Annotated in this window: 19 protein-coding genes; 10 read left to right on the plus strand and 9 right to left on the minus strand. The window is 73.9% G+C overall.

The features are described 5' to 3' along the window. Positions 1 to 4 precede the first annotated feature (4 nt). The 5 genes from AC3RJ8_RS01295 to AC3RJ8_RS01315 all read right to left on the minus strand — a co-directional run bounded on the left by AC3RJ8_RS01295 (position 5) and on the right by AC3RJ8_RS01315 (position 5,305). Positions 5 to 970: a 5'-3' exonuclease gene (locus tag AC3RJ8_RS01295; RefSeq protein WP_489714172.1), complete on the minus strand. Its 966-nt coding sequence runs from the start codon at positions 968 to 970 to the stop codon at positions 5 to 7. A gap of 12 nt (positions 971 to 982) precedes the next feature. Beyond that, positions 983 to 1,390, minus strand: a complete 408-nt coding sequence (crcB, locus tag AC3RJ8_RS01300) for a fluoride efflux transporter CrcB (protein ID WP_489714173.1) — start codon at positions 1,388 to 1,390, stop codon at positions 983 to 985. Further along, positions 1,387 to 1,836, minus strand: coding sequence for a fluoride efflux transporter FluC (locus AC3RJ8_RS01305; RefSeq protein WP_489714174.1), 450 nt, complete (start codon positions 1,834 to 1,836; stop codon positions 1,387 to 1,389). The genes crcB and AC3RJ8_RS01305 overlap by 4 nt, the downstream gene beginning before the upstream one ends. 83 nt (positions 1,837 to 1,919) lie before the next feature. Then, positions 1,920 to 2,921 (minus strand): sigma-70 family RNA polymerase sigma factor, encoded by a 1,002-nt coding sequence (locus tag AC3RJ8_RS01310; protein WP_489714175.1) that lies wholly within the window; start codon positions 2,919 to 2,921, stop codon positions 1,920 to 1,922. A gap of 44 nt (positions 2,922 to 2,965) precedes the next feature. Continuing rightward, positions 2,966 to 5,305 carry a SpoIIE family protein phosphatase gene (locus tag AC3RJ8_RS01315; RefSeq protein ID WP_489714176.1) on the minus strand — a complete coding sequence of 780 codons (2,340 nt, stop codon included), beginning with the start codon at positions 5,303 to 5,305 and terminating at the stop codon, positions 2,966 to 2,968. Positions 5,306 to 5,457: 152 nt separating this feature from the next. On the opposite strand from AC3RJ8_RS01315, the gene AC3RJ8_RS01320 reads away from it, so the two are divergent. Together AC3RJ8_RS01320 and AC3RJ8_RS01325 are read left to right on the plus strand one after the other, a co-directional pair. Then, on the plus strand, positions 5,458 to 6,150 hold the full coding sequence (locus AC3RJ8_RS01320) for a hypothetical protein (protein WP_489714177.1): 693 nt from the start codon (positions 5,458 to 5,460) through the stop codon (positions 6,148 to 6,150). A gap of 66 nt (positions 6,151 to 6,216) precedes the next feature. After that, positions 6,217 to 7,425 (plus strand): MalY/PatB family protein, encoded by a 1,209-nt coding sequence (locus AC3RJ8_RS01325; RefSeq protein WP_489714178.1) that lies wholly within the window; start codon positions 6,217 to 6,219, stop codon positions 7,423 to 7,425. Between the two features lie 27 nt (positions 7,426 to 7,452). Here the strand turns inward: AC3RJ8_RS01325 and AC3RJ8_RS01330 are convergent, their stop codons facing one another. After that, entirely contained in the window at positions 7,453 to 8,475 is a 1,023-nt protein-coding gene (locus AC3RJ8_RS01330; protein WP_489714179.1) for a M15 family metallopeptidase, read from the minus strand. A gap of 110 nt (positions 8,476 to 8,585) precedes the next feature. On the opposite strand from AC3RJ8_RS01330, the gene AC3RJ8_RS01335 reads away from it, so the two are divergent. After that, positions 8,586 to 10,604 (plus strand): penicillin-binding transpeptidase domain-containing protein, encoded by a 2,019-nt coding sequence (locus AC3RJ8_RS01335; protein ID WP_489714180.1) that lies wholly within the window; start codon positions 8,586 to 8,588, stop codon positions 10,602 to 10,604. Positions 10,605 to 10,876: 272 nt separating this feature from the next. Here AC3RJ8_RS01335 and AC3RJ8_RS01340 read toward each other — a convergent pair whose 3' ends face one another. Beyond that, positions 10,877 to 12,148 (minus strand): amidohydrolase, encoded by a 1,272-nt coding sequence (locus AC3RJ8_RS01340; protein ID WP_489714181.1) that lies wholly within the window; start codon positions 12,146 to 12,148, stop codon positions 10,877 to 10,879. 43 nt (positions 12,149 to 12,191) lie between these two features. Between AC3RJ8_RS01340 and AC3RJ8_RS01345 the strand changes: the two genes are divergently transcribed. After that, positions 12,192 to 12,749 carry a hypothetical protein gene (locus tag AC3RJ8_RS01345; protein WP_489714182.1) on the plus strand — a complete coding sequence of 186 codons (558 nt, stop codon included), beginning with the start codon at positions 12,192 to 12,194 and terminating at the stop codon, positions 12,747 to 12,749. Positions 12,750 to 12,764: 15 nt separating this feature from the next. On the opposite strand, the gene AC3RJ8_RS01350 is transcribed toward AC3RJ8_RS01345, so the two are convergent. Beyond that, positions 12,765 to 14,813 carry an NAD(+) synthase gene (locus AC3RJ8_RS01350; RefSeq protein ID WP_489714183.1) on the minus strand — a complete coding sequence of 683 codons (2,049 nt, stop codon included), beginning with the start codon at positions 14,811 to 14,813 and terminating at the stop codon, positions 12,765 to 12,767. A 70-nt stretch (positions 14,814 to 14,883) separates the two neighbouring features. Between AC3RJ8_RS01350 and AC3RJ8_RS01355 the strand changes: the two genes are divergently transcribed. Together AC3RJ8_RS01355 and AC3RJ8_RS01360 are read left to right on the plus strand one after the other, a co-directional pair. Next, positions 14,884 to 15,660, plus strand: coding sequence for a copper resistance CopC family protein (locus AC3RJ8_RS01355; protein ID WP_489714184.1), 777 nt, complete (start codon positions 14,884 to 14,886; stop codon positions 15,658 to 15,660). A 164-nt stretch (positions 15,661 to 15,824) separates the two neighbouring features. Then, positions 15,825 to 16,106: an HU family DNA-binding protein gene (locus AC3RJ8_RS01360; protein ID WP_407320196.1), complete on the plus strand. Its 282-nt coding sequence runs from the start codon at positions 15,825 to 15,827 to the stop codon at positions 16,104 to 16,106. Positions 16,107 to 16,188: 82 nt separating this feature from the next. Here the strand turns inward: AC3RJ8_RS01360 and AC3RJ8_RS01365 are convergent, their stop codons facing one another. Next, positions 16,189 to 18,993: a flippase-like domain-containing protein gene (locus AC3RJ8_RS01365; protein WP_489714185.1), complete on the minus strand. Its 2,805-nt coding sequence runs from the start codon at positions 18,991 to 18,993 to the stop codon at positions 16,189 to 16,191. 204 nt (positions 18,994 to 19,197) lie between these two features. Between AC3RJ8_RS01365 and AC3RJ8_RS01370 the strand changes: the two genes are divergently transcribed. From AC3RJ8_RS01370 to AC3RJ8_RS01385, 4 genes are read left to right on the plus strand one after another with little or no spacing between them, the layout of a single operon-like run. Beyond that, positions 19,198 to 20,847, plus strand: coding sequence for an ABC transporter substrate-binding protein (locus AC3RJ8_RS01370; RefSeq protein ID WP_489714186.1), 1,650 nt, complete (start codon positions 19,198 to 19,200; stop codon positions 20,845 to 20,847). A gap of 19 nt (positions 20,848 to 20,866) precedes the next feature. Then, entirely contained in the window at positions 20,867 to 21,910 is a 1,044-nt protein-coding gene (locus AC3RJ8_RS01375) for an ABC transporter permease (protein WP_407320201.1), read from the plus strand. Continuing rightward, a complete protein-coding gene (locus AC3RJ8_RS01380; RefSeq protein ID WP_489714187.1) occupies positions 21,910 to 22,941 on the plus strand; it encodes an ABC transporter permease in 1,032 nt (343 codons plus the stop codon). Before AC3RJ8_RS01375 ends, AC3RJ8_RS01380 begins: the two co-directional genes overlap by 1 nt. Beyond that, positions 22,938 to 24,644: a dipeptide ABC transporter ATP-binding protein gene (locus tag AC3RJ8_RS01385; protein ID WP_489714188.1), complete on the plus strand. Its 1,707-nt coding sequence runs from the start codon at positions 22,938 to 22,940 to the stop codon at positions 24,642 to 24,644. The genes AC3RJ8_RS01380 and AC3RJ8_RS01385 overlap by 4 nt, the downstream gene beginning before the upstream one ends. The last annotated feature ends 16 nt before the right edge of the window (positions 24,645 to 24,660 follow it).

Below are 24,660 nucleotides of genomic sequence, written 5' to 3' on the forward strand. Positions count from 1 at the left end.
GGACTCATCGAGCGAGCGCCGTGAGGACCCGGTCGACGCTGGAGCGGATGCCCCAGCGCTCCGCGAGCGCGTCGAGCGCCGCCGGGTCGTGCGGGGACCGCGGCAGGGCGTCGTCGAACGACCCCACGGGGGCGTCGGCGGCAACCTGCACGACGCCCAGCGCCACGGCGAGGTAGTCGGCGGCTTCCGCGATCTTGGTGCGCTGGGACGGGGTGACCCCCGGCGCGCCCGTCGATGCCGCCGCCAGCACCTCGTCGAGGGAGCCGAACGTCGCCAGCAGCTTCGCGGCCGTCTTCTCGCCGATGCCGCGCACTCCCGGGAGCCCGTCGGAGGGGTCGCCGCGCAGGACCGCCATCTCGGCGTAGGCGGCACCGGTCGGCACCCCGTACTTCTCCACGAGGAGCGCCTGGTCCACGACGTCCGGGTCGCGCACCCCGCGGGCGGGATACAGGATCGCGACCCCGGCCTCGTCGTCCACGAGCTGGAAGAGGTCGCGGTCGCCCGTGACGACTGCGACCTGCGGGCCGGTGCCCGACGACGCGGCCGCAGCTCCACCGTCGGGCGCGGCGGCGAGCTCGCGCGCGACGAGCGTGCCGATCACGTCGTCCGCCTCGAATCCCGGGGCACCGACGCGCGCGATGCCGAGCGCGGCCAGCACCTCCCTGATGACGGGAACCTGGGGCACGAGACCGTCGGGGACCTCCTCGACGTCCGGACCGTCGTCGCGTCGCTCGGCGACCCGGTGCTCCTTGTACGACGGGATCGCGTCGACCCGGAAGGCGGGGCGCCAGTCGTCGTCCCAGCAGGCCACGAGCCGGTCCGGCCGGTGCTCGGTGACGAGGAACGCGATCATGTCGAGCAGGCCGCGCACGGCGTTGACGGGCCGGCCGTCGGGCGAGCGGAGGGAGTCCGGCAGCCCGAAGAAGGCCCGGAAGTACAGCGACGCGGTGTCCAGCAGCATCAGGCGCATGGGCTCAGCCTCTCAGGTGCCACCCACGGCGGCGGCCACCACGGCGATCCCGCCGGCGACGGCGAGCACCGTGACGGCGAGCGTGCTCAGTGCGTGCAGCACGGCCGCGACGTGGCGGCCGCCCCGGAACATCGCCACGGTCTCGACGGAGGCGGTCGAGAAGGTCGTGAACCCGCCGCAGAGCCCGGTCGCCAGCAGCAGCCGCCAGGGCTCCGTGCCGGGGCCGGTGAGGACCAGCCATCCCGTGACGACGCCGATGGCCAGGGACCCGAGCACGTTGACGATCCACGTCCCCCACGGGAAACCCGTCGGACGGCGGGCCTTGATGCTGTCGGCGAGCCAGAACCGTGCTGCGGCACCGAGCCCGCCACCGAGCCCGACCAGCAGGGTCCCCAGCACCGGGGGAACGGTGGCGTTCATCGAGCACGTCCCGCGTGGGGCCCGCGTGGGCCACGAGGCGTGCGCAGCCCGACGAGCACCCCGAGCAGGGCGGCGACGAGACCGAGCCCCAGCGTGGTGCCGCCGTACGCCAGTGCGGTGTGCCACTGGCCTTCGGAGAGCAACGCCTCGACGTCGAGCGCGAGCGCCGAGTAGGTGGTGAAGCCGCCGAGCACGCCGGTGCCGGCGAACAGGCGGAGCCGCCGGAGCCGGACGGTCTCGGGTCCGCGCACCGCGATCGCCTCGAGCAGCCACCCGAGGGCGAACGCCCCGACGAGGTTGACGGCGAAGGTCGCCCACGGCCAGCCGTCCTGCTCGGCCGGCAGGGCGAGGGACACCGTGTAGCGGAGTCCGGAGCCGACGGCCCCGCCGAGCGCGACGAGCCCGAGGAGCGCCGGGTCGCGGTGCGGCGGGCGGGTCGAGGTCACGGGCACCATCATGGCGGACGCGCTACTACCTCGTCGCGGCTCGCGCTACCTCGGCGGAGGTGGTGCTACCCCGGCGTGCGGTCCTACCGCGCGGGCGCGGTGGGCAACCGGTCGGGCAGGCCGAACCGCGGGAACCACGTCGCCGTGTCGAGGAACGTCGTGATGCCCGTGACGTGGCCGGCGCCGTCGTCCTCCAGCACCACCAGGCCCCACGGGGTCCACCCGCCGTCCGGCGCGGCCCGGTACTGCCCGAACGCCATCGAGCCGTTGGCGCGCACGCGCAGGCACCGCGAGCCCCGGCACTCGTGGCCCGGCCCGAGCATCCAGCGCGCGATCTCCCGGGGACCCGAGACCCACAGCGTGTACGGCGGCATGTTGAGCACGGCGTCCTCGCGCAGCAGGCTGACGAGCGCCTCCATGTCGTACCGCTCGAACGCGTCCAGGTACCGCTCCAGCAGAGCGTCGTCGACGGTCCCCCACCGGCTCTCGTCACGGTCCAGCGCACGGTCCCCGAGGGTGGCGCGGGCGCGCTGCAGCGCGCTGTTGACCGAGGCGACCGTGGTTCCCAGCAGCGTGGCCGTCTCGGCCGCCGACCAGCGCAGGACCTCGCGCAGCAGCAGCACCGCCCGTTGCCGCGGCGGCAGGTGCTGCAGCGCGGCGACGAACGCGAGCCGGACCGACTCGCGGCCGATCGCCATCTCGGCCGGGTCACCCTCGCGCGGCAGGACGGCGTCGTCGGGCACGGGCTCCACCCAGCGATCCTCGGCCAGGGTGTCGCCGAAGTACTCGATCTCGGCCGGCTGGGGTCCGCCGATCCCCATCGGGCGCTCGCGCCGCTTGGACACCGCCAGGGCGTCGAAGCACACGTTGGTCGCGATCCGGTACAGCCAGGACCGCAGCGAGGAACGCCCCTCGAACCGGTCGAACGCGCGCCACGCGCGGAGCATCGTCTCCTGCACGGCGTCGTCGGCGTCCCCGGCGCCGCCGAGCATCCGGTAGCAGTAGCCGGTCAGCTCCCGGCGGTACACCTCGAGCCGGGCGCCCACGTCGGGCGAACCCCCGAGGTCCGTGACGGTCTGCGTCATGCCTCCCACGGTAGGACGAGGCTCCGACACCCGCGCGGCACGGTTCAGGTCCGCCGGCGGCGGGCCTCGTCGCGCGTCCACGGCAGCACCCGCTCGACGAGCGGCACCGAGCTGGTGGCCGGCGACGAACGCCGCACCACCGGCACCGTGCCGGTCAGCGGACGTGCCGTCCGGTCGATCTCGAACCACACGGTCTTGCCGGACCCCACGGCGGCGTGGCGTCCGACGACGTCGCCCACCTGGTGTTGCTGCACCCCCCACCGGGACGCCAGCTTCTCCAGGAACTGCACGCCGCGGCCGGACAGGTCCTGCGGCTGCGGGGCGCGCAGCACGGGAGGTCGCGTGCAGCCGTCCCGCACGCCGACGCGCAGGCGCCGGGCGTCCACCTCGACGGTCGCGACGATCGGCCCGGCCCCGTGCTCCAGCGCGTTGGTGAGGATCTCGCTCGCCAGGAGCATCGCCGTGCGTCGCTGCTCGGCGTCCACGTCGCAGGACTCCAGCACGTCGTCGACCCACCGGCGTGCCGGTCCCAGGTCACCGAGGTCCTCGGCCACCTTGCGCTCGGCCGTGGCGGGTCCGTCCTCCCCGGGCGGGCCCGACGGCGCCGGCACGCGCGCCCGCGCCGCCAGCACGGCGACGTCGTCCCGCTGGCTGCGTCCCACGAGCCGCCGCACCAGGGCGCGCGGCAGCGCCGCCGTCGCCTCCCCGTGGGCGTCGGCGAGCGCCTGGACGAGGTCGCGCACGCGGTCCGTGACCATGACGCCACGCCGCTCCACCAGCCCGTCCGTGTACAGCAGCAGGGTGTCGCCGGGCAGCAGGCGGGTGACGTGGTCGTGGCGCTCGGCGTCGGGGTCGATGCCGAGCAGCATGTCGGTGCGGGCGTCGAGCTGCTCGACCGTCCCGTCGCGGCGCAGCACGAGCGGGTGCGGGTGCCCGGCGTCGGACCACGTCAGCGTGTACCCGCGCTCGGCGGTGCCGTCGGGTCCGGTGTCGCCCTGGGGATGCTCGTCGTGGTCGAGGCGGACGACGACGGCGGTCGCCAGCGCCTGCGGGCCCAGCGTGGCGTTGGCGCGGTCGAGGCGGGACAGCATGGCCGCCGGCGACTCGTCGTGGCTCCACGCGAGCGCCCGCAGCATGGAGCGGAGCTGACCCATCTGGGCGGCGGCGTTGACGTCGTGACCGGTGACGTCGCCGATGGTCAGCACGGCGGTGCGGTCGTCGCGGACGACCGCGTCGTACCAGTCGCCGCCCACCTGGTCGGTGCGCGCGGCCGGGGCGTACGTGGTGGCGATGTCGAGGTGCGCGACGTCCGGGGCGTCGGAGAGCAGGGACTCCTGCAGCGTCGTCGCCACCCGCCGTCGGGCCTCGAGCAGGGCCACCCGCTCGAGCGCCATCGCCACGTACCGGCTGAGGGTGGTCTCCAGCGCGGCGGTGCCGGCGTCGTGGTCACGGGTCTCCTCCCACACGCAGATGACCACGCCGATCACGTCGTCGTCCGTCATGACCGGCAGGAAGGACCGTGCGCCGGCGGACATCAGCCCGACCGCCGCCATCGCGGGGTAGGCCTCGCTCATCTCCTCCTGGTCGCGGTAGAAGAGCGTGCGGCGCTCGCGGACGACGGCGGTGTCGGGCCGGGGCGAGTCGAGCCGGGTGGAGCGCATGGCTTCCGGGAAGCCGGGCTCCTGGTGGCCGACGGTGACGTAGCGCAGGTGGCGGCGGTCGGCGTCGACGAGGGCGAGCGAGCACCAGCGTGCCCCCATCCCAGTGCCCACGACCTGGGCGATGGTCTCCTCGACCTCTTCCAGCGTCGTGACGCCGGCGAACTGCTCGGAGAGCCCGAGCAGGAACTGGGCCCGCTGGTGGGCGCGGAACGCGACCTGCTCGGCGCGGCGGGCACGCTCCCGCTCGGCGCGCAGCCGCAGCTCGCCGGTGCAGGCGGCGGCGAGGTCGCCGAGGGTCGCAAGCTCGTCGTCGGTCCAGCGCCGGGGTGCCGTGTCGACGGCCCACAGGGCGCCGACCACGGTGCCCCGCCCGTCCTCCACCGGGTAGCCGGCGACGGCTCGGGCGCCGAGCTCCGGGGCGACGAACCGGCTGTGGAAACGAGGGTCGTTGTCGGTGTCGTCCACCACGAGGGCGGAGCGCTCCGCCACGACCAGGGCGGTCGCGGGCTCGGCGAGCCGTGTCAGCCGCTCCCGCTGGATCGTCTCCGGCATCCCCACGGCACCGGGGAGGAACTGGAGCCCGTCGCCGAGGACGACGAAGCAGGCTGTGGGCACGCCCAGGTTGCGGTGGACGAGCCGCACGATGCGGTCGAACACCTCGTCGGCGATGGACTCGTCCGGGGCGCCACGGAGCAGCGGACCCAGGACCTGCGTCTCGGGCACTGACCCAGTATGGCCCCGATCCGGGCGATCACGGGTCACCCGGGCCGACGGCCGCGTCGTCCGGTCGGAGGTGCCGTACCCGCCAGCCGTTGCGACCTGGGTCACACCGCGCGCACACTGGGAGCAGGAACCGATACGGGGGTGGACTCGTGGTGGGAACCGCTGGAACGTTCGACGCCCTGCCCATGCTGGGGCGGGGAAAGCACCGCAACCCGAAGAAGGGTGCGTGCTTCATGGAGCTCGCGTCGTTCCTCGCCGGGGAGCGCTGGAGCGACCATCCGCAGTGCACGCATCCGCTCCTGGCGATGCTGGCGCGGGCGGTCAACGACCTGACGTCCGACTCCGCACGGCCGCGCCTGTCGACGATGATCCCGTCGGTCATCGGCCTGACCAGCGACGACCCCCGGTGGGACGTGCACATCGCGTTGCGGGCGGCCCGGACCGCGCTGCCGGTCTCCCCGGCCGACCGCCAGCAGACGCTCGCGGTCGCGGTCTTCGGGGCCGAGCGCATGCTCGACGTGCTCGACGGTCGCCCGGACGGCACGCTGGGCCCGGAGAGCGAGGCCGCGCTCGCGGCCACGCCCCAGACGGCCGAGTGGGCACGCCGCTTCTGCGCGGGCACGCACGTCAAGCCGAAGCGGTTCGTGCGCGACGCCGCGCCGTCCGTGGTGTCGACGGCCGTGCAGGGCATCAGCGAGGCGTACGTGCCGGACCGCGACACCCGGCTCCGCGAGCTGCTCGAGGCCACCATCCAGGATGCCCGGTCGTGGGCCGGGCTTGAGGACCGCGCCGGGGACCTGCGTGCCGAGCAGTGGGCGGAGGTCGTCCGGCTCACGACGGTCTGATCCGCCGAGCCGGGGAGCCCCCGGTGGGCGGGTGCTCCGCGGGGAGGTTCTGGTAGACACGGGAGGGTGACCGAGAACCCCCTGGACCAGCTCTCCCTGGACGACCTGCGCCGTCGGACCTCCGTGAAGTGGCGGGCGTACCCCGACGACGTGCTGCCGCTGTTCGTCGCCGAGATGGACGTGCCGCAGGCGCCCTTCCTCGTCGAGGCGATCACCCACGCGCTCGAGCTCGGGGACACCGGGTACGACCGCGGCACGGGGTACGCGGCCGCGCTGGCGCCGTTCGCCGAGCGACGGTGGGGCTGGAGGCCCGACGTGACCACCAGCCGCACGCTGCCGGACGTCATGGTCGCGATCACCTCGGTGCTCAGGGTCCTGACGGCACCCGGCGACGCCGTCGTCGTCACGCCGCCCGTCTACGAACCGTTCTACGCGTACAGCCGCCACGAGGGCCGCCAGGTGGTGGAGGCCCCGCTGGACGCCGCCGGCCGCCTGGACCTCGGCACGCTGGAGGCGGCGTTCCGGCAGGCGACCGGGTCCGGCGGCCACGGGCGGCCCGGCGGGCCCGGCTCCGGCCGCCGGGCCGTGCTGCTGCTGTGCAGCCCGCACAACCCGACCGGCACGGTGCACACGCGCGACGAGCTCGAGGCCGTGCTGGCGCTGGCGGGCCGCTACGGCGTCCGCGTGGTGGTCGACGAGATCCACGCGCCGTTCACGTTCGCCGACCTCTCGCCCGACGGCGGCACGCCCTTCACCCCGTTGCTCACGGTGGCGGGCAGCGAGAGCGCGATCGCGGTGCACTCGGCGTCGAAGGCGTTCAACCTCGCCGGGCTGCGGGCCGCGACGGCGGTGGGCGGGCCGGCGGCGGCCGACGACCTGCGCCGCATCCCCGAGATCGCGGGGCACGCCGTGAACCATCTCGCGGTGCTCGCGCATGCCGCGGCGTACACCGAGGGCGACACGTGGCTGGACGCCCTGCGTGCCGGGATCGTGCGGAACCGGGAGCTTGTCACGCGGCTGCTCGCCGAGCAGGCGCCCGCCGTGCGGGTCCAGCCCGCCGAGGGCACGTACCTGATGTGGCTCGACGTGCGTGACGCGGTGCCCGCGGGCAGCGACCCGCACCACCACGTGCTGCGCACGGCACGGGTGGCGCTCGGCGACGGGCGGCACTTCGGCACCGGGGGCGCCGGCCGGCTGCGGCTCAACCTGGCGGCCTCGGCGGAGACGCTCACCGCGGCGGTGGACCGCCTCGCCCCGGCCCTCACCCCGAGGTAGCGCGGTTCGCGCCGAGGTAGCGCCGCGTCAGCCGAGGTAGTCGGGTGCGGCCTCGGCGCCGAGCGCCTCCTCGAGCGTGAGCCCGGTGTGGTGCACGTACGCCGCCAGGTCCGCCCCGACGTACCGCAGGTGCCACGGTTCGGGCGAGTAGCCGGTGACGTCCTCGGTCCCCTCGGTGTAGCGCACCACGAACCCGTGGCGCCAGGCGTGCGCCGCCACCCAGTCCGACGACGGCGTGTCCCCGAAGCGCGTGAACGGCACCCCCGCCTGGGTCACGTCCGCCGCGAGACCCGTCTGGTGCTCGGAGTGGGCGGCACGCGCCGAGAAGCGGTCGGCAGCCGCCGCGCCGTGCTGACGCACGTACCGGGTGTGGAGCCGTTCCTGGTAGGTCGCGGAGCGGTACCCCGAGACGAGGACCAGCCTCTTCCCGGTGGCCTCCCGCGCGTCCTCCGCGAGCCCGGCCAGGGCGTCGGCCGCCACCGGGCGGAGCCGCACGCGCGACCCCACGGTGTCCAGGGCCGGCCGCACCAGCCGGTCGGGCTCCCACGCCGCCGGGGTGACGGGGTTCCGCTTGTTCACCAGCACGGTGGTGTCCTCCGGGTGGGCGCCCGGCTCCCACGTGGTCTTCACGACCTTGGTCGCGCTGACGGCCGGCCCGGCGGTCTCGCTCCCGGCGACGGCGAGCCGCCACCGGGTGACCGGTGCGTGCGTCCGGTGCCGGGTGAGGCCCACCTCGGCCACGTCCACCGCGGTCCGGTCCAGCGTGAACGTCTCGCGGGTCACCCACGTGCCGTCCACCTCCTGCTGGAGGCTCACCTCGCGACCGCGGGCCGGGGCGACGGCCACCAGGTCCGTCCACCGCTCGGCGGCCGGTCGGCTCGCCGCCGTGGACCAGCCGGTGATCGTGGTCGCCTCCGGCAGGGGGAGGTGCCGGGCCGGGACGAGCGGACCGCCGGGCGCGGGCTCGGCCGCGACCGCCGTCGTCGCCCCCAGGGCGGCGACCATCGCGGCCAGGACCGTGGACGTGACGCGGCGGGAGGTGGGAGGCACGCCTGCAGCCTGCCAGACCGCGCGACTGCCGACCATGCCGCGGCGGTCCGGTGCCGGCCCGGACCACCGCCTCCTGCGGTGCGCCGACGGCGCACGCTACGCTCGCGACCGTGCGCCGTCGGACATCGATCACCGTGACCGCCCTGCTCGCCCCTGCCGCCCTGCTGGCCCTCGCGGCCTGCACGGGGTCCGACCGGCCGCCGCCGTCCGAGGCGGCCGACACCCTCGCCGCGGCGCTGTCCGCCGGCGACCTGACGGCCGTGCCGCTCGCGACCGACACCTCCGCGGACCCGCAGGCGCACCTGGTGGAGGTGACCGCGCCGCTCGTCGAGGCCGCCGGGCCGGCGGGCGCCGAACCCGCCGTGACCGTCGCCGAGGTCACCGAGGTCGCACCGGAGCCCGACGACGCACCGCCCCGCGCCGACGTCACGCTCGCGTGGTCCTGGCCGCTCACCGCGGAGCAGACCTGGGAGTACACGACGACGACCGAGCTGGTCTGGGCGCCACCGCCCGAGGACTCCGAGGAGGCCGGGGCCTGGGAGACGCAGTGGGACACGGACCTCGCCGTGCCGGAGCTCGCGGCGGGGGAGCGGCTCGAGATCGAGACGCTGCGACCCGGCCGCGGGGACGTCGTCGACATCGACGGCGCGCCGCTGGTGACCGAGCGCGACGTGTGGCGCGTCGGCATCGACAAGACGTTCATCGAGCCGGAGGAGTGGGAGCCTCGGGCGCGCCAGCTCGGCGGGATGATCTGGACCGAGCCCGACGACTATGTCGCGCGCGTCGCGGCCGCGGGCGACAAGGCCTTCGTCGAGGCGATCACCGTCCGCCAGGAGGACCCGGGCATCGCCTTCTCGGTCGACGACGCGCGCAGCATCGACGGCGTCAACGTGGTCGCCGACACGATGGAGCTCGCGCCGACGTCGTCGTTCGCGGCGCCCGTCCTCGGGCGGGCCGGGGAGGCCACGGCGGAGGTCATCGAGGAGTCGGAGGGTGCTGTCGAGGCCGGCGACGTGGTCGGGCTGTCCGGGCTGCAGCAGCAGTACGACGAGCACCTCCGCGGCGAGGACGGGCTGGTGGTGCGGGTGGTGCCGTCCGAGGGCGACGCGGAGGCCGGCGAGGAGCCGCGCGAGCTGTTCCGGGTCGAGCCCACCGACGGCGCCGACCTGGAGACGACGTTCGACCCCGCCCTGCAGGTGCTCGCCGAGGACGTGCTCGGGTCCGTGGAGCCGCCGAGCGCGCTGGTCGCGATCCGGCCGTCCACCGGTGACGTGCTCGCCGCGGCGAGCGGTCCGGGCGGCGAGGGCTGGTCGACGGCGACGCTGGGCCAGTACGCGCCCGGGTCCACGTTCAAGGTGGCCACCGCCCTGGCGCTGCTGCGTGCCGACACGTTCCCCGAGGACACCGTCGACTGCCCGGAGGAGATCACGGTGGACGGCCGGACCTACTCCAACGTCCCCGGGTACCCGGCGTCGGCCACCGGTGAGGTCTTCTTCGCGACGGCGTTCGCGCACTCGTGCAACACGGCCTTCATCGGGGCGGCCGAGCAGGTCGACCAGGCTGACCTGGTCACCGCCGCCGCGGACCTGGGCCTCGGTCCCGCGACGGACGCGGGGTTCTCGGGCTCGGTGCCCGACGAAGCCTCGCGGACGGGGCACGCGGAGTCGGCGATCGGTCAGGGCGAGGTGCTCGCCTCCCCGCTGGGCATGGCGACGGTCGCGGCGAGCGTCGCCGCCGGGGAGCGGGTGGAGCCGCGGTTCGTCCGCAACGCCGACGGCGAGCCCGAGGAGGGCGCGTCGCCGTCGGCCGGGACGGACGCGTCGCCGTCCGCGAGCGCGAGCGCTGCCGCCGACGGTCCGGCGGGCGACGGGCTGACCGCCACCGAGGCCGAGGACCTGCTCGGGCTGATGGGTGGCGTGGTGAGCGAGGGCAGCGCGTCGGAGCTGGGTGACATCCCGGACGTCGTGGGGGCCAAGACGGGCACGGCCCAGTACGGGGACGGCTCGCGGCAGCACGCGTGGATGCTCGCGGTCGCGGACGACCTCGCGGTGGCGGTGTTCGTCGAGGACGGCGAGTACGGGTCGACGACGGCGGGCCCGTTGATGGGCGAGTTCCTCGCGGGGCGGTGAGCAGGTCCGACCGGCACGCGGCGAGCGGGTCGGCGGTCCGGACCGCCGACCCGCTCACCGGTCGCTCACTGCGCGGACCCCTCCGTCTCCGCCGAGATCTCCCGGGTCGGGGAGGTCTCGATGACCGGCCCGGGGGATGTCCGGGCCGGCGCGGGCCGCGCGCGGCGGCGCCGCGGAGATCGCCGCGGTAGCGGCGAGAGCAGAGGGGCCGGAACGATTCGACTACGGGTTGCCCCGAGCAGGCAAGCGGGGACGGCCGACTGTGCCGAGCCTCACGCGCCGGCGAACCGTGCGGCACGCTCGGTCACGCGCGCGGCCCCCCGTCCGCCGTCGGCCGCGGCGTCCCACGTGTAGACCTCCGTGCCCGTGACGAAGACCTGCTCGGCCCGCGACGTCACGTCCAGCGGGTCGCCGGACCAGACGACGACGTCGCCGTCCAGCCCCGCCCGCAGCGCGCCGACGCGGTCGTCCAGCCCGAGGAACGCCGCCGGGTTCACCGTCAGCGCCTCCAGCGCCACCCTGCGGTCGAGGCCTTCCTTGACGGCCAGGGAGGCCTGGTGCACCAGGAAGTTGACCGGCACCACGGGGTGGTCGGTGGTGATGGCGACCCGGACGCCGGCCTCGGCGAGGCGTGCCAGGCTCGAGATCGCCCGGTTCCGCAGCTCGACCTTGGTGCGGGTGGTGAACATCGGGCCGAAGATCACCGGGACGTCCCGCTCCGCCAGCACGTCGGCGACCGCCGCACCGTCCGTGCCGTGGTTGATCACGAGCCGGTAGCCGAACTCGTCCGCGAGACGCAACGCGGTCGCGATGTCGTCCGCACGGTGCACGTGCTGGTCCCAGACGAGCTCGCCGTCGAGCACGCGCGCCAGGGTCTCCTTGCCGAGGTCCCAGGCGAACGGCTCGCCCTTCGTCGCGGCCGCGGCGCGCGCGGCCGCGTAGTGCTGCGCGTCGAGGAACGCCTGCCGGATGACGGCCGCGACACCCTGGCGCGTGGCGGGCAGCTTCTGCTGGTCGCCGTAGACGCGCTTGGGGTTCTCCCCGAGCGCGGACTTCACCGAGACGGACTCGGAGAGGAGCTGCTCGTCGACGGTGCGACCGCCCCAGGTCTTGATCGCCACGGTCTGCCCGCCGATCGGGTTGGCCGACCCCGGCTTGACCACCACAGAGGTGACGCCGCCCGCGAGCGCGTCACGGAACCCCTCGTCCTCGATGTTGATCGCGTCCAGCGCCCGCAGGTGGGCGCCGTCCGGGGCCGTCTTCTCGTTGGTGTCGTCGCCGGCCCAGCCCTCGGCCTCCTCGTGGATGCCGACGTGCCCGTGCGACTCGACGAAGCCCGGCAGCACCCAGCGGCCGCCGGCGTCGACGGTGCGGACGCCGTCGGGCACGGTCACGTCGGTGCCGACGGCGGTGATGACGCCGTCCTCGACGAGCACGGTGCCGCCGTCGATCGGGTCGCCGACGACGGGAACGACGTAGCCGTTCGTGACGGCGACGGAGCTGCGGGTGGTGCCCGGGGTGCCGGGCCGCGTGGTGGAGGTCATGGCATGCCATGATGCCTCCTCGGACCGGACGGCGGGAGGTGGCATGTCGGTCGACGACGGCGCTCTTCCGTGGCGGGTGCTGCTGCCGGTGTGCGTGGGTCTCGTCCTGGCCGTCGGCGGCGCGTTCGTCGCCGGGGACGTGGGATCCGCCGTCCTGACCGCCGAGCGTCTCGCCACCCACGGGGAGGCCACCACCGCCGACGACGCCGAGGGGTCGGGCGGCCGGGAGCGTGCGGTCGAGGCGTGGGTCGCCCTGCCCGGGGGCGACCGTCGGCTCCGGATCGACGGAGCGACCGTCGCGGCCTCCGACCTGGCACCGGCGTCGGCCGGCGCGGAGCTGTCCGGCGCATGGCGTCCGGTGGGCAGCGGGCCCTATGCCGGGACGTTCGACGTCCTGCACGATCCTGCCGACGTCGAGACGGCCATGGCCGTGCGCGACGTGGAGAGCGTCACCGGCGACGAGGTGACGCGGACGATCGCCGTCGTCTCGGCCGGGGTGTCGCTGACCGCGACGGCGCTCCTGGCGCTCGCGGCGGTCGTCGGGTACCGCCGTGCCCGCCGGCGGACCATCGGCACAGCCCGGACCACCGGCACAGCCTGAGCGCTGCCGCCCTGTTCACGCCTCCGGGACGTTCTCCTCGATCTCGCGCAGCCAGGCCGCGGGCGACGCGTCGGACGGCATCCGCCAGTCGCCGCGCGGCGACATGGTGCCGCCGGGTGACACCTTGGGCCCGTTGGGCAGCGCAGACCGCTTGAACTGCGAGCCGAAGAACCGCCTGAAGAACACGAGCATCCAGCGCCGGATCGTCGCGAGGTCGTACGTGGACCGCTCGTCGTGCGGGTAGTTCGGCGGCCAGGCGCCGACCGACGCGTCCCGCCAGGCGTGCCAGGTGAGGAACGCGATCTTGCTCGGCCGCAGCCCGTGCCGCAGCGTCCAGTACAGGGTGAAGTCCTGCAGGGCGTACGGCCCGACGGCGGCCTCGGTGGACTGCGGTGCCTCGCCGGCCGCGACGGGCACGAGCTCGGGGCTGATCTCCTGCACGACGATCTCGCGCAGCACGTCGCCCACCTCGGCGGGGAAGTCTCCGGAGTCGGCCACCCAGCGGATGAGGTGCTGGATCAGGGTCTTGGGCACACCGGTGTTGACGGCGTAGTGCGACATCTGGTCGCCGACGCCGTAGGTGCACCAGCCCAGCGCCAGCTCGGAGAGGTCGCCCGTGCCCAGCACGATCCCGCCGCGGTGGTTCGCGAGCCGGAACAGGTAGTCGGTCCGCAGCCCCGCCTGGACGTTCTCGAACGTCACGTCGTACACGGGTTCGCCGTCGCCGGCGGGGTGGTCGAGGTCGCGCAGCATCTGCGTGGCCGCGGGTCGGATGTCCAGCTCCTCGAACCGCACGCCCAGGGCGGTCGCCAGACGGGTGGCACGGTCCTTCGTCTCCGCCGAGGTGGCGAAGCCCGGCATGGTGATCGCGTGGACGTCCGTGCGGGGCCGTCCGAGCCGGTCCATGGCCTTGGCGGCGACGACGAGCGCCTGCGTCGAGTCCAGCCCTCCGCTGACGCCGATGACGACCTTCGGCTGCCCGATCGCCGACAGCCGCTTCTCCAGGCCCGTGACCTGGATGTTGTACGCCTCGTAGCAGTCGAGCGCGAGGCGCGCGGCGTCGTCGGGAACGAACGGGAACCGGTCCACCGCACGGCGCAGGCCGAGGTCGCCCGACGGCGGGCGCACCTCCCACTCGACGGTCCGGAAGCCGCGGGCCCCGTCGTCCAGGGCGCGTCGGTTGTCGTCGAACGTGCCCTGCCGCAACCGGTCCTGGCGCAGCCGGTCGAGGTCGACGTCCGCGACGGCGCGGCGGGGCCCGTCGGGGAACCGTTCGGTCTCGGCCAGCAGGTCGCCGGCCTCGTAGACCATCGTCTGCCCGTCCCAGGACAGGTCGGTGGTGGACTCGCCCTGCGCCGCGGCCGCGTAGACGTAGGCGGCGAGGCAGCGCGACGACGCCGAGCGGACCATGAGGCGCCGGTCCTCGGCCCGCGCGATGGTGATCGGGCTGGCCGACAGGTTGAGCAGGACGGTGGCGCCGGCCAGGGCGGCCTCGGCGGACGGCGGCACCGGCACCCACATGTCCTCGCACACCTCGACGTGCACGGTGAGGCCGGCGACGTCCGCGGCGCGGAAGAGCAGGTCCGGGCCGAACGGGACGTCGTCGTCGGCGAACGGCAGCCGGACGGTGCCGCCGCGCCGGTCGGCGCCGGGGGCGAACCACCGCGACTCGTAGAACTCGCGGTAGGTCGGCAGGTACGACTTCGGGGCGACGCCGAGCACGCGGCCGCCCTGGACGACGACGGCGCAGTTCAGCACGCGCCCGTCCACCTCGACCGGGGCGCCCACCACGAGCAGCGGGCGCAGGACGGTGCTGGCCTCGACGATCTGCGCGAGCGCGTCGCCGACGGCCTCCAGGAGGGTGTCGGCCAGGTGGAGGTCGTCCAGCGCGTACCCCGACACGGAGAGCTCGGGGAAGACCGCCACGGCGACGCCGTCGTCGTGGCAGGCGCGTGCCTCGGTGAGGATCGCGGCGGCGTTCGCGGCGGGGTCGGCGACGGACACGGGCACGGTGCACGCGGCGACGCGGGCGAACCCGTGGGCATAGGCGTTGCGGAAGTCCACACCCCGAGTGTGCCCGACGTCGCGCCCCGAGTGGTCGTCGGGGGCGGCGCGGCACGGATATGGTCGCTCCGTGGCGCAGACACCCGAGGGCTCCCGCCCCGACTCCCGACCCTCCGGCCGGCGGCCGTCCGCCTCCGGCCCGGACTGGACCCCCGTGCGCAAGAACCGTGGCCGCGTCGTCGCGGCGATCGTGGCCCTGGCCATGCTGCTGACGGCGGTCGGCGGCACCGCGGTGAGCATCCTCGGTGCCTCCTCGGCCGGTGCGCACGACCAGCTCGTCTCCTCCGACCCGGCTGACGGCGACGAGCTCGACGCGCCGGTCGGGGAGGTCACGCTGACGTACAGCGCCGAGATCATCGCGGACGGCACGCAGGTGCGGGTCACGACGCCCGACGGCGAGGTCGACGCGGACGTGGCGATCGAGGGTGAGCAGGTCACCGCGACGTTCGACACCCCCGGCGTCGGCGGCGAGTACCGCGTGCAGTGGCGTGTCGTCTCCTCCGACGGGCACCCGATCGAGGGAGAGCTCGCCTACGAGGTGGCCCCGCAGACCGCCCCGTCGCCGGAGGAGTCCGGACCCGCCGACGAACCCGGCGAGGCCGCCTCGGCGGAGGCGGAGCTCGAGGAGTCGGGTGAGGCCCAGGGGCTCGGGGCCCCGGAACCGTCGCCGTCCGCGACGGAGCCCGTCGGCGACGAGGGTGCCGACGGTTCGACCGGGGCCATGCCGCTGGTCTACGGTGCCGCTCTGGTGGCGCTGATCGGCGTCGCCGCCATGACGGTGCTGCGGTCGCGCCGTCGCCTGCACGAGACCACCGGGCAGGAACCACGGGACGGTCCGCAGGCCTGAACGAATCGTCCGCCAGGGTCCGCGAGCCACGCCGAAGGGCGCAAAAGTCGCAGGAACCTGCGGATGTTCCTTAGTGTGTTCCCGGTCCACCGGTTCGCGCCGGACCGACCGAGAACGTGACGACGTGCGGGTCTCGTACGTCGTGATCCGGAGAAGGGATTCACATGTCGCTGAACAAGTCCGAGCTCGCCTCGGCCATCGCCGCCAAGGCCGACCTGACCAAGTCGGACGCCGAGGCTGCGCTCAACGCCCTGCAGGAGGTGCTCATCGAGTCGCTCGGCCAGGGCGAGGCCGTGAAGCTCACGGGCCTGCTGTCGGTGGAGCGCGTCGAGCGTGCCGCCCGTACCGGTCGCAACCCGCGCACCGGTGAGGAGATCCAGATCCCGGCGGGCTACGGCGTGAAGATCAGCGCCGGTTCGCTGCTGAAGAAGGCCGTCGCCAAGTGACGTCCCGCTGACCTCGGTCGGCATCTCGGGGGCCCGTCGTCCGCTGCTGGACGGCGGGCCTTCGCGCGTTCCGACGGAGCCCTCACAGATCGCCCTTGCGTTCCAGGAACCGCATGGCCGCCCACCCGAACGGCACGCGCCCCCAGTACGTGACCAGGCGGAACAGGATGGTCGTGGACAGCGCGATCGACGCCGGGATGCCCGCCGCCGTGAGCCCCGCGGTGAGCGCTGCCTCGACGCCGCCGAGGCCGCCCGGTGTGGGGACGAGGGCGCCCAGGGCGTTGCCGACCAGGTAGATCACCGCGACGTCGATGAGGCGGAGCGACTGGCCGAACGCCGCCAGCGACGCGTCGAACGCCAGCACGTACCCGAGCGACATGATGACGTTGCCGCCGATCCCCAGGGCGAGCCGGTCCGGCTGGCCCAGCATCTGCGACAGCCGGGGCCACACCTGCTCCAGCGTCGGGCGGGTCTTCTCCCACACCCACCGGCGCACGGCCGGGACGAGGAGGGTCGCCAGCACGGCGACGGCGACGCCGGCGATCGCGAGCAGCACGGTGATCGACGGCAGCTCGATGAGGCCGCCGGACCCGGTGAAGATCGACAGCACCACCAGCAGGACGATCGTCACGACGAACTGCGACGCCTGGACGAGCGCCACGGTGGCGACGGCCATGGGCATCGTGACCCCGCGCCGCGTGAGCATGCGCAGGTTCAGCGCCGCCGGCCCGATCCCGGCCGGCGCCGCCAGCGAGACGAACGAGCCCGCCATCTGCGTCAGGGTCGCCCGCCACAGCGGCAGCCTCTTGGGGGAGAACGCCACGAACGTCAGCGCCGCCCCGAACCACGTCACCGCGCCGAGGCAGAACGCGACCACGATCCACCACGGGTTCGCCTGGCCGACGGCCGCCGTGATCTCGTCGAGGTTCATGGTGGTCACCAGCGCGGTGATCACGACGAGGAACAGCGTGAGCATGATGACGGTGCGCGCGCCGAACCGGGTGATGTTCTGCGGCTGGACGCTCACCTCGGGCAGCCGTTCGACCAGCGCCTGCCGCAGCGCGTCGAGCAGCCCCTTGTGCTGGCGGACCGCGACGCGGGTCGACGGGGGCAGGGCGACGGACTGCAGGAGCGGACCGACGGCGGTCACGTCGGCGTCGGGCAGGGCCCGGACCGCGGAGGCGACGGCGCGCGAGGCGCCGACCCGCAGCGCGAGCAGGGCGAGCAGCTGGGTGAGGTCGAGGCGCCGTCCCAGCGCCGTGGAGGCGATCTCGCCCTGCTCCCAGCCGGTGAGCCAGACCTGCGGCCTGCCGTCGTCGTCGTGGCCGACCAGCAGCACGTCGGGGGTGAGCGCGTGGTGCGTCAGCCCGGCCGCGTGGGCGCGGCGGAGCTGGTCCCAGGCGGCGGCGAGGATCTCGTCGCCGGCAGGGCCGTCGAGGTCCTCGTCGGCCAGGTCCCGCCACGAGACCGCGCCCTCGGCGTGCTCCGTGACCAGCACGATCGAGTCGGCGGCCTCGCCGACACCCAGCAGGCGCGGGGTGCGCACGCCCGCGGCCGTCGCCGCGTAGGTGAGCAGGGCCGTCCGTTCGGCGACGGCCTTGAGCGACACCTGCGCGCGGCCCTCCAGGCCCCGGAGGCGCAGCGCCCGCCAGGCCCGCGTCAGCATGCCCACCACGTGCCGGTCGCCGTCGAGCACGACGACGTCGCGCCGGTCGGCGTCAGGGGTGAACATCGCGTACACGCGGGTGTCGCCGGCGCGGGTGAGGGCAACGGTGGCGGGGTCGGCGAGCGCGCCCGAGGACGGCAGCTCGGCACCGACGGGCTCGCCCCGGCTGCCCCGCGTGCCGGGCCGGCCACGGTGGCGCAGCATCGCGCGCAGCGTGGTGCGGCCGGTGACCTCACCGGCGGCGTCGACGTGCGTGACGGTGTCGTCGGGCAGCGCCGAGCGGTAGCCGTCGTGGCTGCGGCCGTCGCCGTGGTCGTCGCCGTGGTCGTCACCGTCGTCGGTGTGCTCCACCCGCGCGGACACGCCCCGCACCCGCACGAGCGCGGTGGGGCGGAACCCGGCGTGCCGGACGGCGGTGACGAGGTCCCCGCCGTAGGCGCGCTCGGAGCGCACGCCGGAGGCGTACTGGACGGTCTGCCCGGCGATCCGGCCCAGCAGCAGCGCCACCAGCACCCCGGGCAGCGCGGCCTGGCCGGTGATGAGAGCGACGACGAGGGCGACGTAGAGCAGGTTCCAGGACCACCGCACCGTCCGACGGCGGGTGCGTGGCCCCGCGGTGGTGAGCAGGCCGGCGATGGCGGACACGTAGCCGGGGATCGTGATCGTCCAGGACCCGTCGCGGAACACCGACAGGGTGCGGACGAGCTCGTCGCTGCCGAGCCAGGAGAGGGTCAGCAGGGCGAGCACGCCGAGCACCAGACCGAGGGTGGCCGCCATGATCGACTCGACGACCTGCCGCCCCAGCCGGCGCATCCCGAGCTCGAGGAGGACCGCGACCGGCACGATGAGCGTGACCAGGGCCTCGAGGAGCGCGACGGGGAAGACGAGCAGCTCACCCAGAAGAGTGTTGAAGGCGCGGACGTCCTGCGTGACGCCCTCCGTGGTGCCGTGCGCGACGACGGAGAGCACCAGGACGAGGGCGACCCCGAGGGCGCTGAGGACCAGCCCGAGCAGGTCGGAGGGGTTGCGGACCCGTTGTTCGGGGTTGTCGACGACGCGGACCAGCCCGGTGTCCCGGTCGGGCGCGTCCTGCGCGACGAACAGGGCGCGCAGCGCACCGGTCGGCGGGGCGGGGTCCTCGGCGGTGAACGAACCGACCTCGTGCACGACCGGGCGTGGTGCAGGGCGGCTCGCGGGGGCCTCCTCACGCGCTCGGGACATGCTCGCGAGTCTAGGTGGCCGAGCCGCTCCGGGCCGGTCGAGACCACGGCTGCCCGAGGGGTAGTGTGCCCGCAACAACTACCGCGTCGTGGCGGGAGTGCCGGACATGACACATCGACGTGATCTGTCCGACACGAGCGGCTGCTAGACATCTCCGCACCGTGCCCGCGACGACCCGCGGCCGCACCGAGGAGGAGACCACACATGAGGACCATTCGAGGGAACCGTCGCGGCCTGTCCGTGGCTGCGGGGGTGGCGACCGCCACCCTGCTGCTCGCGGCGTGCGGCGGCGGCGGGTCGGGCGACGCCGACACCGCCGACGGCGACGGCGGCGGCGCCGAGGCACTGACCATCGGCACGACCGACAAGATCACGACGATCGACCCGGCCGGCTCGTACGACAACGGCTCGTTCGCCGTCATGAACCAGGTCTACCCCTTCCTGATGAACACGCCCTACGGCAGCCCCGAGGTCGAGCCGGACATCGCCGAGTCGGCGGAGTTCACCTCGCCGACGGAGTACACCGTCACGCTCAAGCCCGGCCTGAAGTGGGCCAACGGCAACGACCTGACCGCCTCGGACGTCAAGTTCAGCTTCGACCGGCAGCTCGCGATCGCCGCGGAGAACGGGCCGTCGTCGCTGCTGTACAACCTGGAGAGCACGGAGGCCGTGGACGACACCACGGTGGTGTTCACCCTCAAGAGCGAGAACGACCAGACGTTCCCGCAGATCCTGTCGTCCCCGGCCGGCCCGGTCGTGGACGAGGACGTCTTCTCCGCCGACGAGCTCACGCCCGACCAGGAGATCGTCGACGGCAACGCGTTCGCCGGCCAGTACGCGATCACGAGCTACACGCTCAACGAGCTCGTCACCTACGAGGCCTACGACGGGTACCAGGGGCTGCTCGGCCCGGCCGAGACCCCGGCGATCAACGTGGCGTACTACGCCGACGCCTCGAACCTCAAGCTCGAGGTGCAGCAGGGCGCCGTCGACGTGGCGTTCCGCTCGCTGTCGTCGACCGACGTCGAGGACCTCCAGGGCGACGAGAACGTCAAGGTCGTCGAGGGCCCCGGCGGGGAGATCCGCTACATCGTGTTCAACTTCGACACCCAGCCGTACGGCGCCGCCCAGCCGGAGGCCGACGAGGACAGCGCGCTCGCCGTGCGTCAGGCGGTCGCCCACCTCATCGACCGCGAGGCGATCTCCGAGCAGGTCTACAAGGGCACCTACACGCCGCTGTACTCCTACGTCCCGGCGGGCCTGACCGGCGCGACCGAGTCGCTCAAGGAGCTCTACGGCGACGGGGCCGGTGGCCCGGACGCCGCCGCCGCGGAGCAGGTGCTCGCCGACGCGGGCGTGGAGACGCCGGTGGCCCTGAGCCTGCAGTACTCCAACGACCACTACGGTCCCTCCTCGGGCGACGAGTACGCCCTCATCAAGGACCAGCTCGAGGCGACCGGTCTGTTCACGGTCGACCTGCAGACCACCGAGTGGGTCCAGTACAGCGAGGACCGCACCGCCGACGTCTACCCGGCCTACCAGCTCGGCTGGTTCCCGGACTACTCCGACGCGGACAACTACCTCACGCCCTTCTTCCTCGAGGGCGGGTTCCTGGGCAACCACTACTCGAACCCCACGGTCGACGACCTCATCCGCGAGCAGGGTGTGACCACCGACCCGGACGAGCGCACGGCCGTCATCGAGGAGATCCAGGACACCGTGGCGCAGGACCTGTCCACGGTGCCGTATCTCCAGGGCGCACAGGTGGCCGTCGTCGGCGCCGACGTCACCGGTGCCGAGGACACGCTCGACGCGTCCTTCAAGTTCCGCTACGCGGCACTGGCCAAGGGCTGACGGGACAGGTTCACCGCACGTGGCTGCCTCACCGGCGGCAGGGAGCGCACTGGGACGCTACGTCCTGGTGCGCTTCCTGCTGATCATCCCCACCGTCTTCATCCTGGTCACCACCGTGTTCGTGCTCATGCGCAGCACCGGTGACCCGATCACGGCCGCCCTCGGCGGTCGTCTCACGCCCGACCAGCTCGCCGAGCGCATCGCGGCCGCCGGCTACGACCGGCCGATCCTCGTGCAGTACTGGGAGTACCTGACGGGCGTCTTCACCGGCGACCTCGGCACCACCATCAGCGACAACCGTCCGGTGACCGAGATCCTCACCACCTACGGCGCCGCCACGCTGGAGCTGTCCGCGTACGCGGTGCTCGTCGCGGTGGTGCTGGGGGTCCCGTTCGGGATGCTCAGCGGCTACTTCCGCGACCGCTACCCCGACGCCGTGCTCCGGGTCCTCGCGATCCTCGCCTACGCCACGCCGGTGTTCTTCGCCGGCCTGCTGCTCAAGCTCGTCTTCTCCGTGTGGCTCGGGTGGTTCCCCGTGGCCGGCCGGGTGTCGACGGCGGGCGAGATCGAGATGCGCATGGCTGACGCCGACTCGGGCTTCATGCTGATCGACGCCTTCCAGACCGGGAACCCCGCCGTCCTGCTCGACGTGCTCTCGCACGCCGCGCTGCCGGCGCTCGCCCTCGGCCTGCTCACCGCCGGGGTGTTCCTCCGGCTGGTCCGCACCAACATGATCGGCACGCTGGGCCGCGAGTACATCGACGCCGCCCGCTCGCGCGGGGTCGGCGAGAGCCGCCTGGTCCGCACGCACGCCTGGCGACCGGCCCTGATCCCGATCATCACGGTGGCCGGCATGCAGATCGCGATGCTGCTCGTCGGGGCGGTGCTCACCGAGACCACGTTCGAGTGGCGCGGGCTGGGCTTCCAGCTCGCCGAGTACCTGCAGGCCCGCGACTTCGTGGCCGTGCAGGGCATCGTCGTGCTCATGGCCGTGGTGGTCGCCGTGACGAACTTCCTGGTCGACATCATCGCGGCCCTGGTCGACCCGAGGGTGAGGTACTGATGACCGCTCCAGAAGTCGCCGGCGTCGGCGCGTCCGACGCGACACCCGAGCACCTGCGCGGGCGTGGTGCCTGGTTCAAGAGGCTGCCCGTGGTGCACCAGCTCCGGCAGAGCGTCGGGCTGCAGCGGTTCATGCTCGTCGCGGGCCTGGTCCTCACGGCCGTGTTCGTCCTCACCGCGGTGCTGTCGCGGTGGATCGCGCCCTACGGCTGGTCGCAGCTACGGTCCGGTGACGAGGCCTTCGGCGCGCAGCAGCCGCCGTCGGCCGAGCACTGGTTCGGCACCACGGTCGGCGGGTACGACGTGTTCTCCCGCGTGATCTGGGGCGCCCAGACCGCGCTGCTCGTCGTGATCGTCGCCGTGCTGTCCTCGATCGTCGTGGGCGTGCTGCTCGGGCTCGTGTCCGGGTACTTCGGCGGGTGGCTGGACCGCGTCCTCGTGCTCGTCGCGGACGCCGTCTACGCCTTCCCCTCGCTGCTGCTCGCGATCCTGCTCGCCATCGTCATCTCCGGCGGCCAGTCGAGCATGTGGGGCGGCATCTTCGCCGCCGCGCTGTCCATCACGGTGGTGTTCATCCCCCAGTACTTCCGGGTGGTGCGCGCCGAGGTGGTGCGGATCAAGGCGGAGGCGTTCGTCGACTCCGCCCGCGTGCTGGGCACCGGCCCGTGGCGCATCATGACGCGCCACGTGCTGCGCAACTCGACCCGCACCCTGCCGCTCATCGTCACCCTCAACGCCTCGGAGGCGATCCTCACGCTCGCCGGGCTCGGGTTCCTCGGGTTCGGGATCGAGCCGACGGCGGCGGCCGAGTGGGGCTACGACCTGCAACGGTCGGTCGCGGACGTCACCTCCGGCATCTGGTGGACGGCACTGTTCCCCGGCCTGGCGATCGTCTCGGCGGCCATGGGCATGACGCTCGTCGGCGAGTCGCTCAACGACCTCGCCGACCCGCGGCTGCGCTCGCGGACCGCGTCGTCGGAGGTCGCGGGCGAGGTCGCCGAGACCTCCGTGGAGAAGGAGGACGAGAAGTGACCACCACGAGCGAGACCCACGACGGCCGGGCGGAGCCCGTCGCCCGGATCGACGACCTGGCGGTCTCCTTCGCCACCGACGCCGGCCCGGTGCGGGCCGTCGACGGCGTGAGCCTCGACGTCGCGTCCGGCGAGGTCCTGGCGATCGTCGGCGAGTCGGGTTCCGGCAAGACCGTCACCGCGAAGACGATCCTCGGGCTGCTGCCCGAGACGGCGACGACGCGGGGTGCCGTCGTCCTGACCGGCCACGGGGGGCGTCGCACCGACGTCGTGGCCGTCTCGGGCAAGCGGCTGCGCGAGGTGCGGGGCACCGACGTCGCGATGGTCTTCCAGGAGCCGTCCTCGGCGCTCAACCCGGTCTACACCGTCGGGTGGCAGATCATCGAGGGCCTGCGCGCCCACGGCAAGGTCTCCCGCAAGGAGGCACGCCGTCGGGCGGTCGAGGTGCTGGCTCGCGTCGGCATCCCGGACCCGGAGCGCCGGGTCGACCACTACCCGCACCAGTTCTCCGGCGGGCAGAAGCAGCGCATCGTCATCGCGATGGCCCTCGTGCTGGACCCGGGGATCATCGTGGCGGACGAGCCGACCACCGCGCTCGACGTCACGGTGCAGGCCGAGATCCTCGAGCTGCTGCGACGGCTGCGCGACGAGACCGGCACGGCGATCGTGCTCATCACGCACAACATGGGTGTGGTGGCCGACCTGGCGGACCGGGTGGCGGTCATGTACCAGGGCAAGGTGGTCGAGCAGGCCGCGGTGACGGACCTGTTCGAGAACCCCCAGGCGGAGTACACCCGGGCGCTGCTCAAGTCCGTCCCGCGCGTGGGGGAGGGGACGGCCCGTGCGGCCGCCCGGCTGGCGCAGCGGCCCGACGGCTGGGCGGGGGGCGAACCGGTGGTCCGGGCCGCCGGGCTGACCATCACGTACCCGGGCCGGTTCCGCCATCCCGGCTTCACCGCCGTCGACGACGTGTCGTTCGACATCCGGCCGGGCGAGGTGCTCGGTCTGGTGGGGGAGTCCGGCTCCGGCAAGACGACGATCGCCCGCGCGATCGCCGGGCTGACGCCGGTGTCGGGCGGGTCGCTGGAGGTGCTCGGGACGCAGATGAACGGCACCCGGGCGCGTGGACTGCGGGCGATGCGGCCGCGGCTCGGCTTCGTGTTCCAGGACCCGGGCACGTCGTTCAACCCGCTGCTGACCGTCGCCGACTGCGTGGCCGAGCCGTTGGTGGTGCACGGGCGGGCTTCCTCGCCCGAGGAGGCGCGCGGCCGCGTCGACGAGCTCCTCGAGGCGGTGCAGCTGCCGCGCTCGTACGGCGACCGCTACCCGCACGAGCTGTCGGGCGGGCAGCGCCAGCGGGCGTCGTTGGCCCGGGCGCTGGCGCTGGACCCGGAGCTGCTCGTCGCGGACGAGCCGACGTCGGCGCTCGACGTCTCGGTCCAGGCGAAGGTGCTCGAGCTGTTCGCCGACCTGCAGGCGGAGCTGGGGTTCGCGTGCCTCTTCGTCTCGCACGACCTCGCCGTCGTGGACCTGGTCGCGGACCGGATCGCGGTGCTCTACCGGGGAAGCCTCGTGGAGGAGGGGACGGGCGCCGAGGTGCTCGGTGCTCCCCGCGAGGCCTACACGCGGCGGCTGCTTGCGTCGCTGCCGGTGCCGGACCCGGTGGCCCAGGCCGAGCGGCGCGAGGCGCTGCGCGGCCTGTGACCGGACGGCGCGCGGT

This window comes from Isoptericola sp. MSGPD8_1_ISO-PGPR-S23-394 (genome assembly GCF_058072785.1).

Bases quoted from the DNA above. Each gene is read 5' to 3' on its own strand.
- AC3RJ8_RS01295 (WP_489714172.1), bottom strand. From the start codon at position 970: ATGCGCCTGATGCTGCTGGACACCGCGTCGCTGTACTTCCGGGCCTTC.
- crcB (WP_489714173.1), bottom strand. From the start codon at position 1,390: ATGAACGCCACCGTTCCCCCGGTGCTGGGGACCCTGCTGGTCGGGCTC.
- AC3RJ8_RS01310 (WP_489714175.1), bottom strand. From the start codon at position 2,921: ATGACGCAGACCGTCACGGACCTCGGGGGTTCGCCCGACGTGGGCGCC.
- AC3RJ8_RS01340 (WP_489714181.1), bottom strand. From the start codon at position 12,148: ATGACCTCCACCACGCGGCCCGGCACCCCGGGCACCACCCGCAGCTCC.
- AC3RJ8_RS01345 (WP_489714182.1), top strand. From the start codon at position 12,192: ATGTCGGTCGACGACGGCGCTCTTCCGTGGCGGGTGCTGCTGCCGGTG.
- AC3RJ8_RS01360 (WP_407320196.1), top strand. From the start codon at position 15,825: ATGTCGCTGAACAAGTCCGAGCTCGCCTCGGCCATCGCCGCCAAGGCC.
- AC3RJ8_RS01365 (WP_489714185.1), bottom strand. From the start codon at position 18,993: ATGTCCCGAGCGCGTGAGGAGGCCCCCGCGAGCCGCCCTGCACCACGC.
- AC3RJ8_RS01370 (WP_489714186.1), top strand. From the start codon at position 19,198: ATGAGGACCATTCGAGGGAACCGTCGCGGCCTGTCCGTGGCTGCGGGG.
- AC3RJ8_RS01380 (WP_489714187.1), top strand. From the start codon at position 21,910: ATGACCGCTCCAGAAGTCGCCGGCGTCGGCGCGTCCGACGCGACACCC.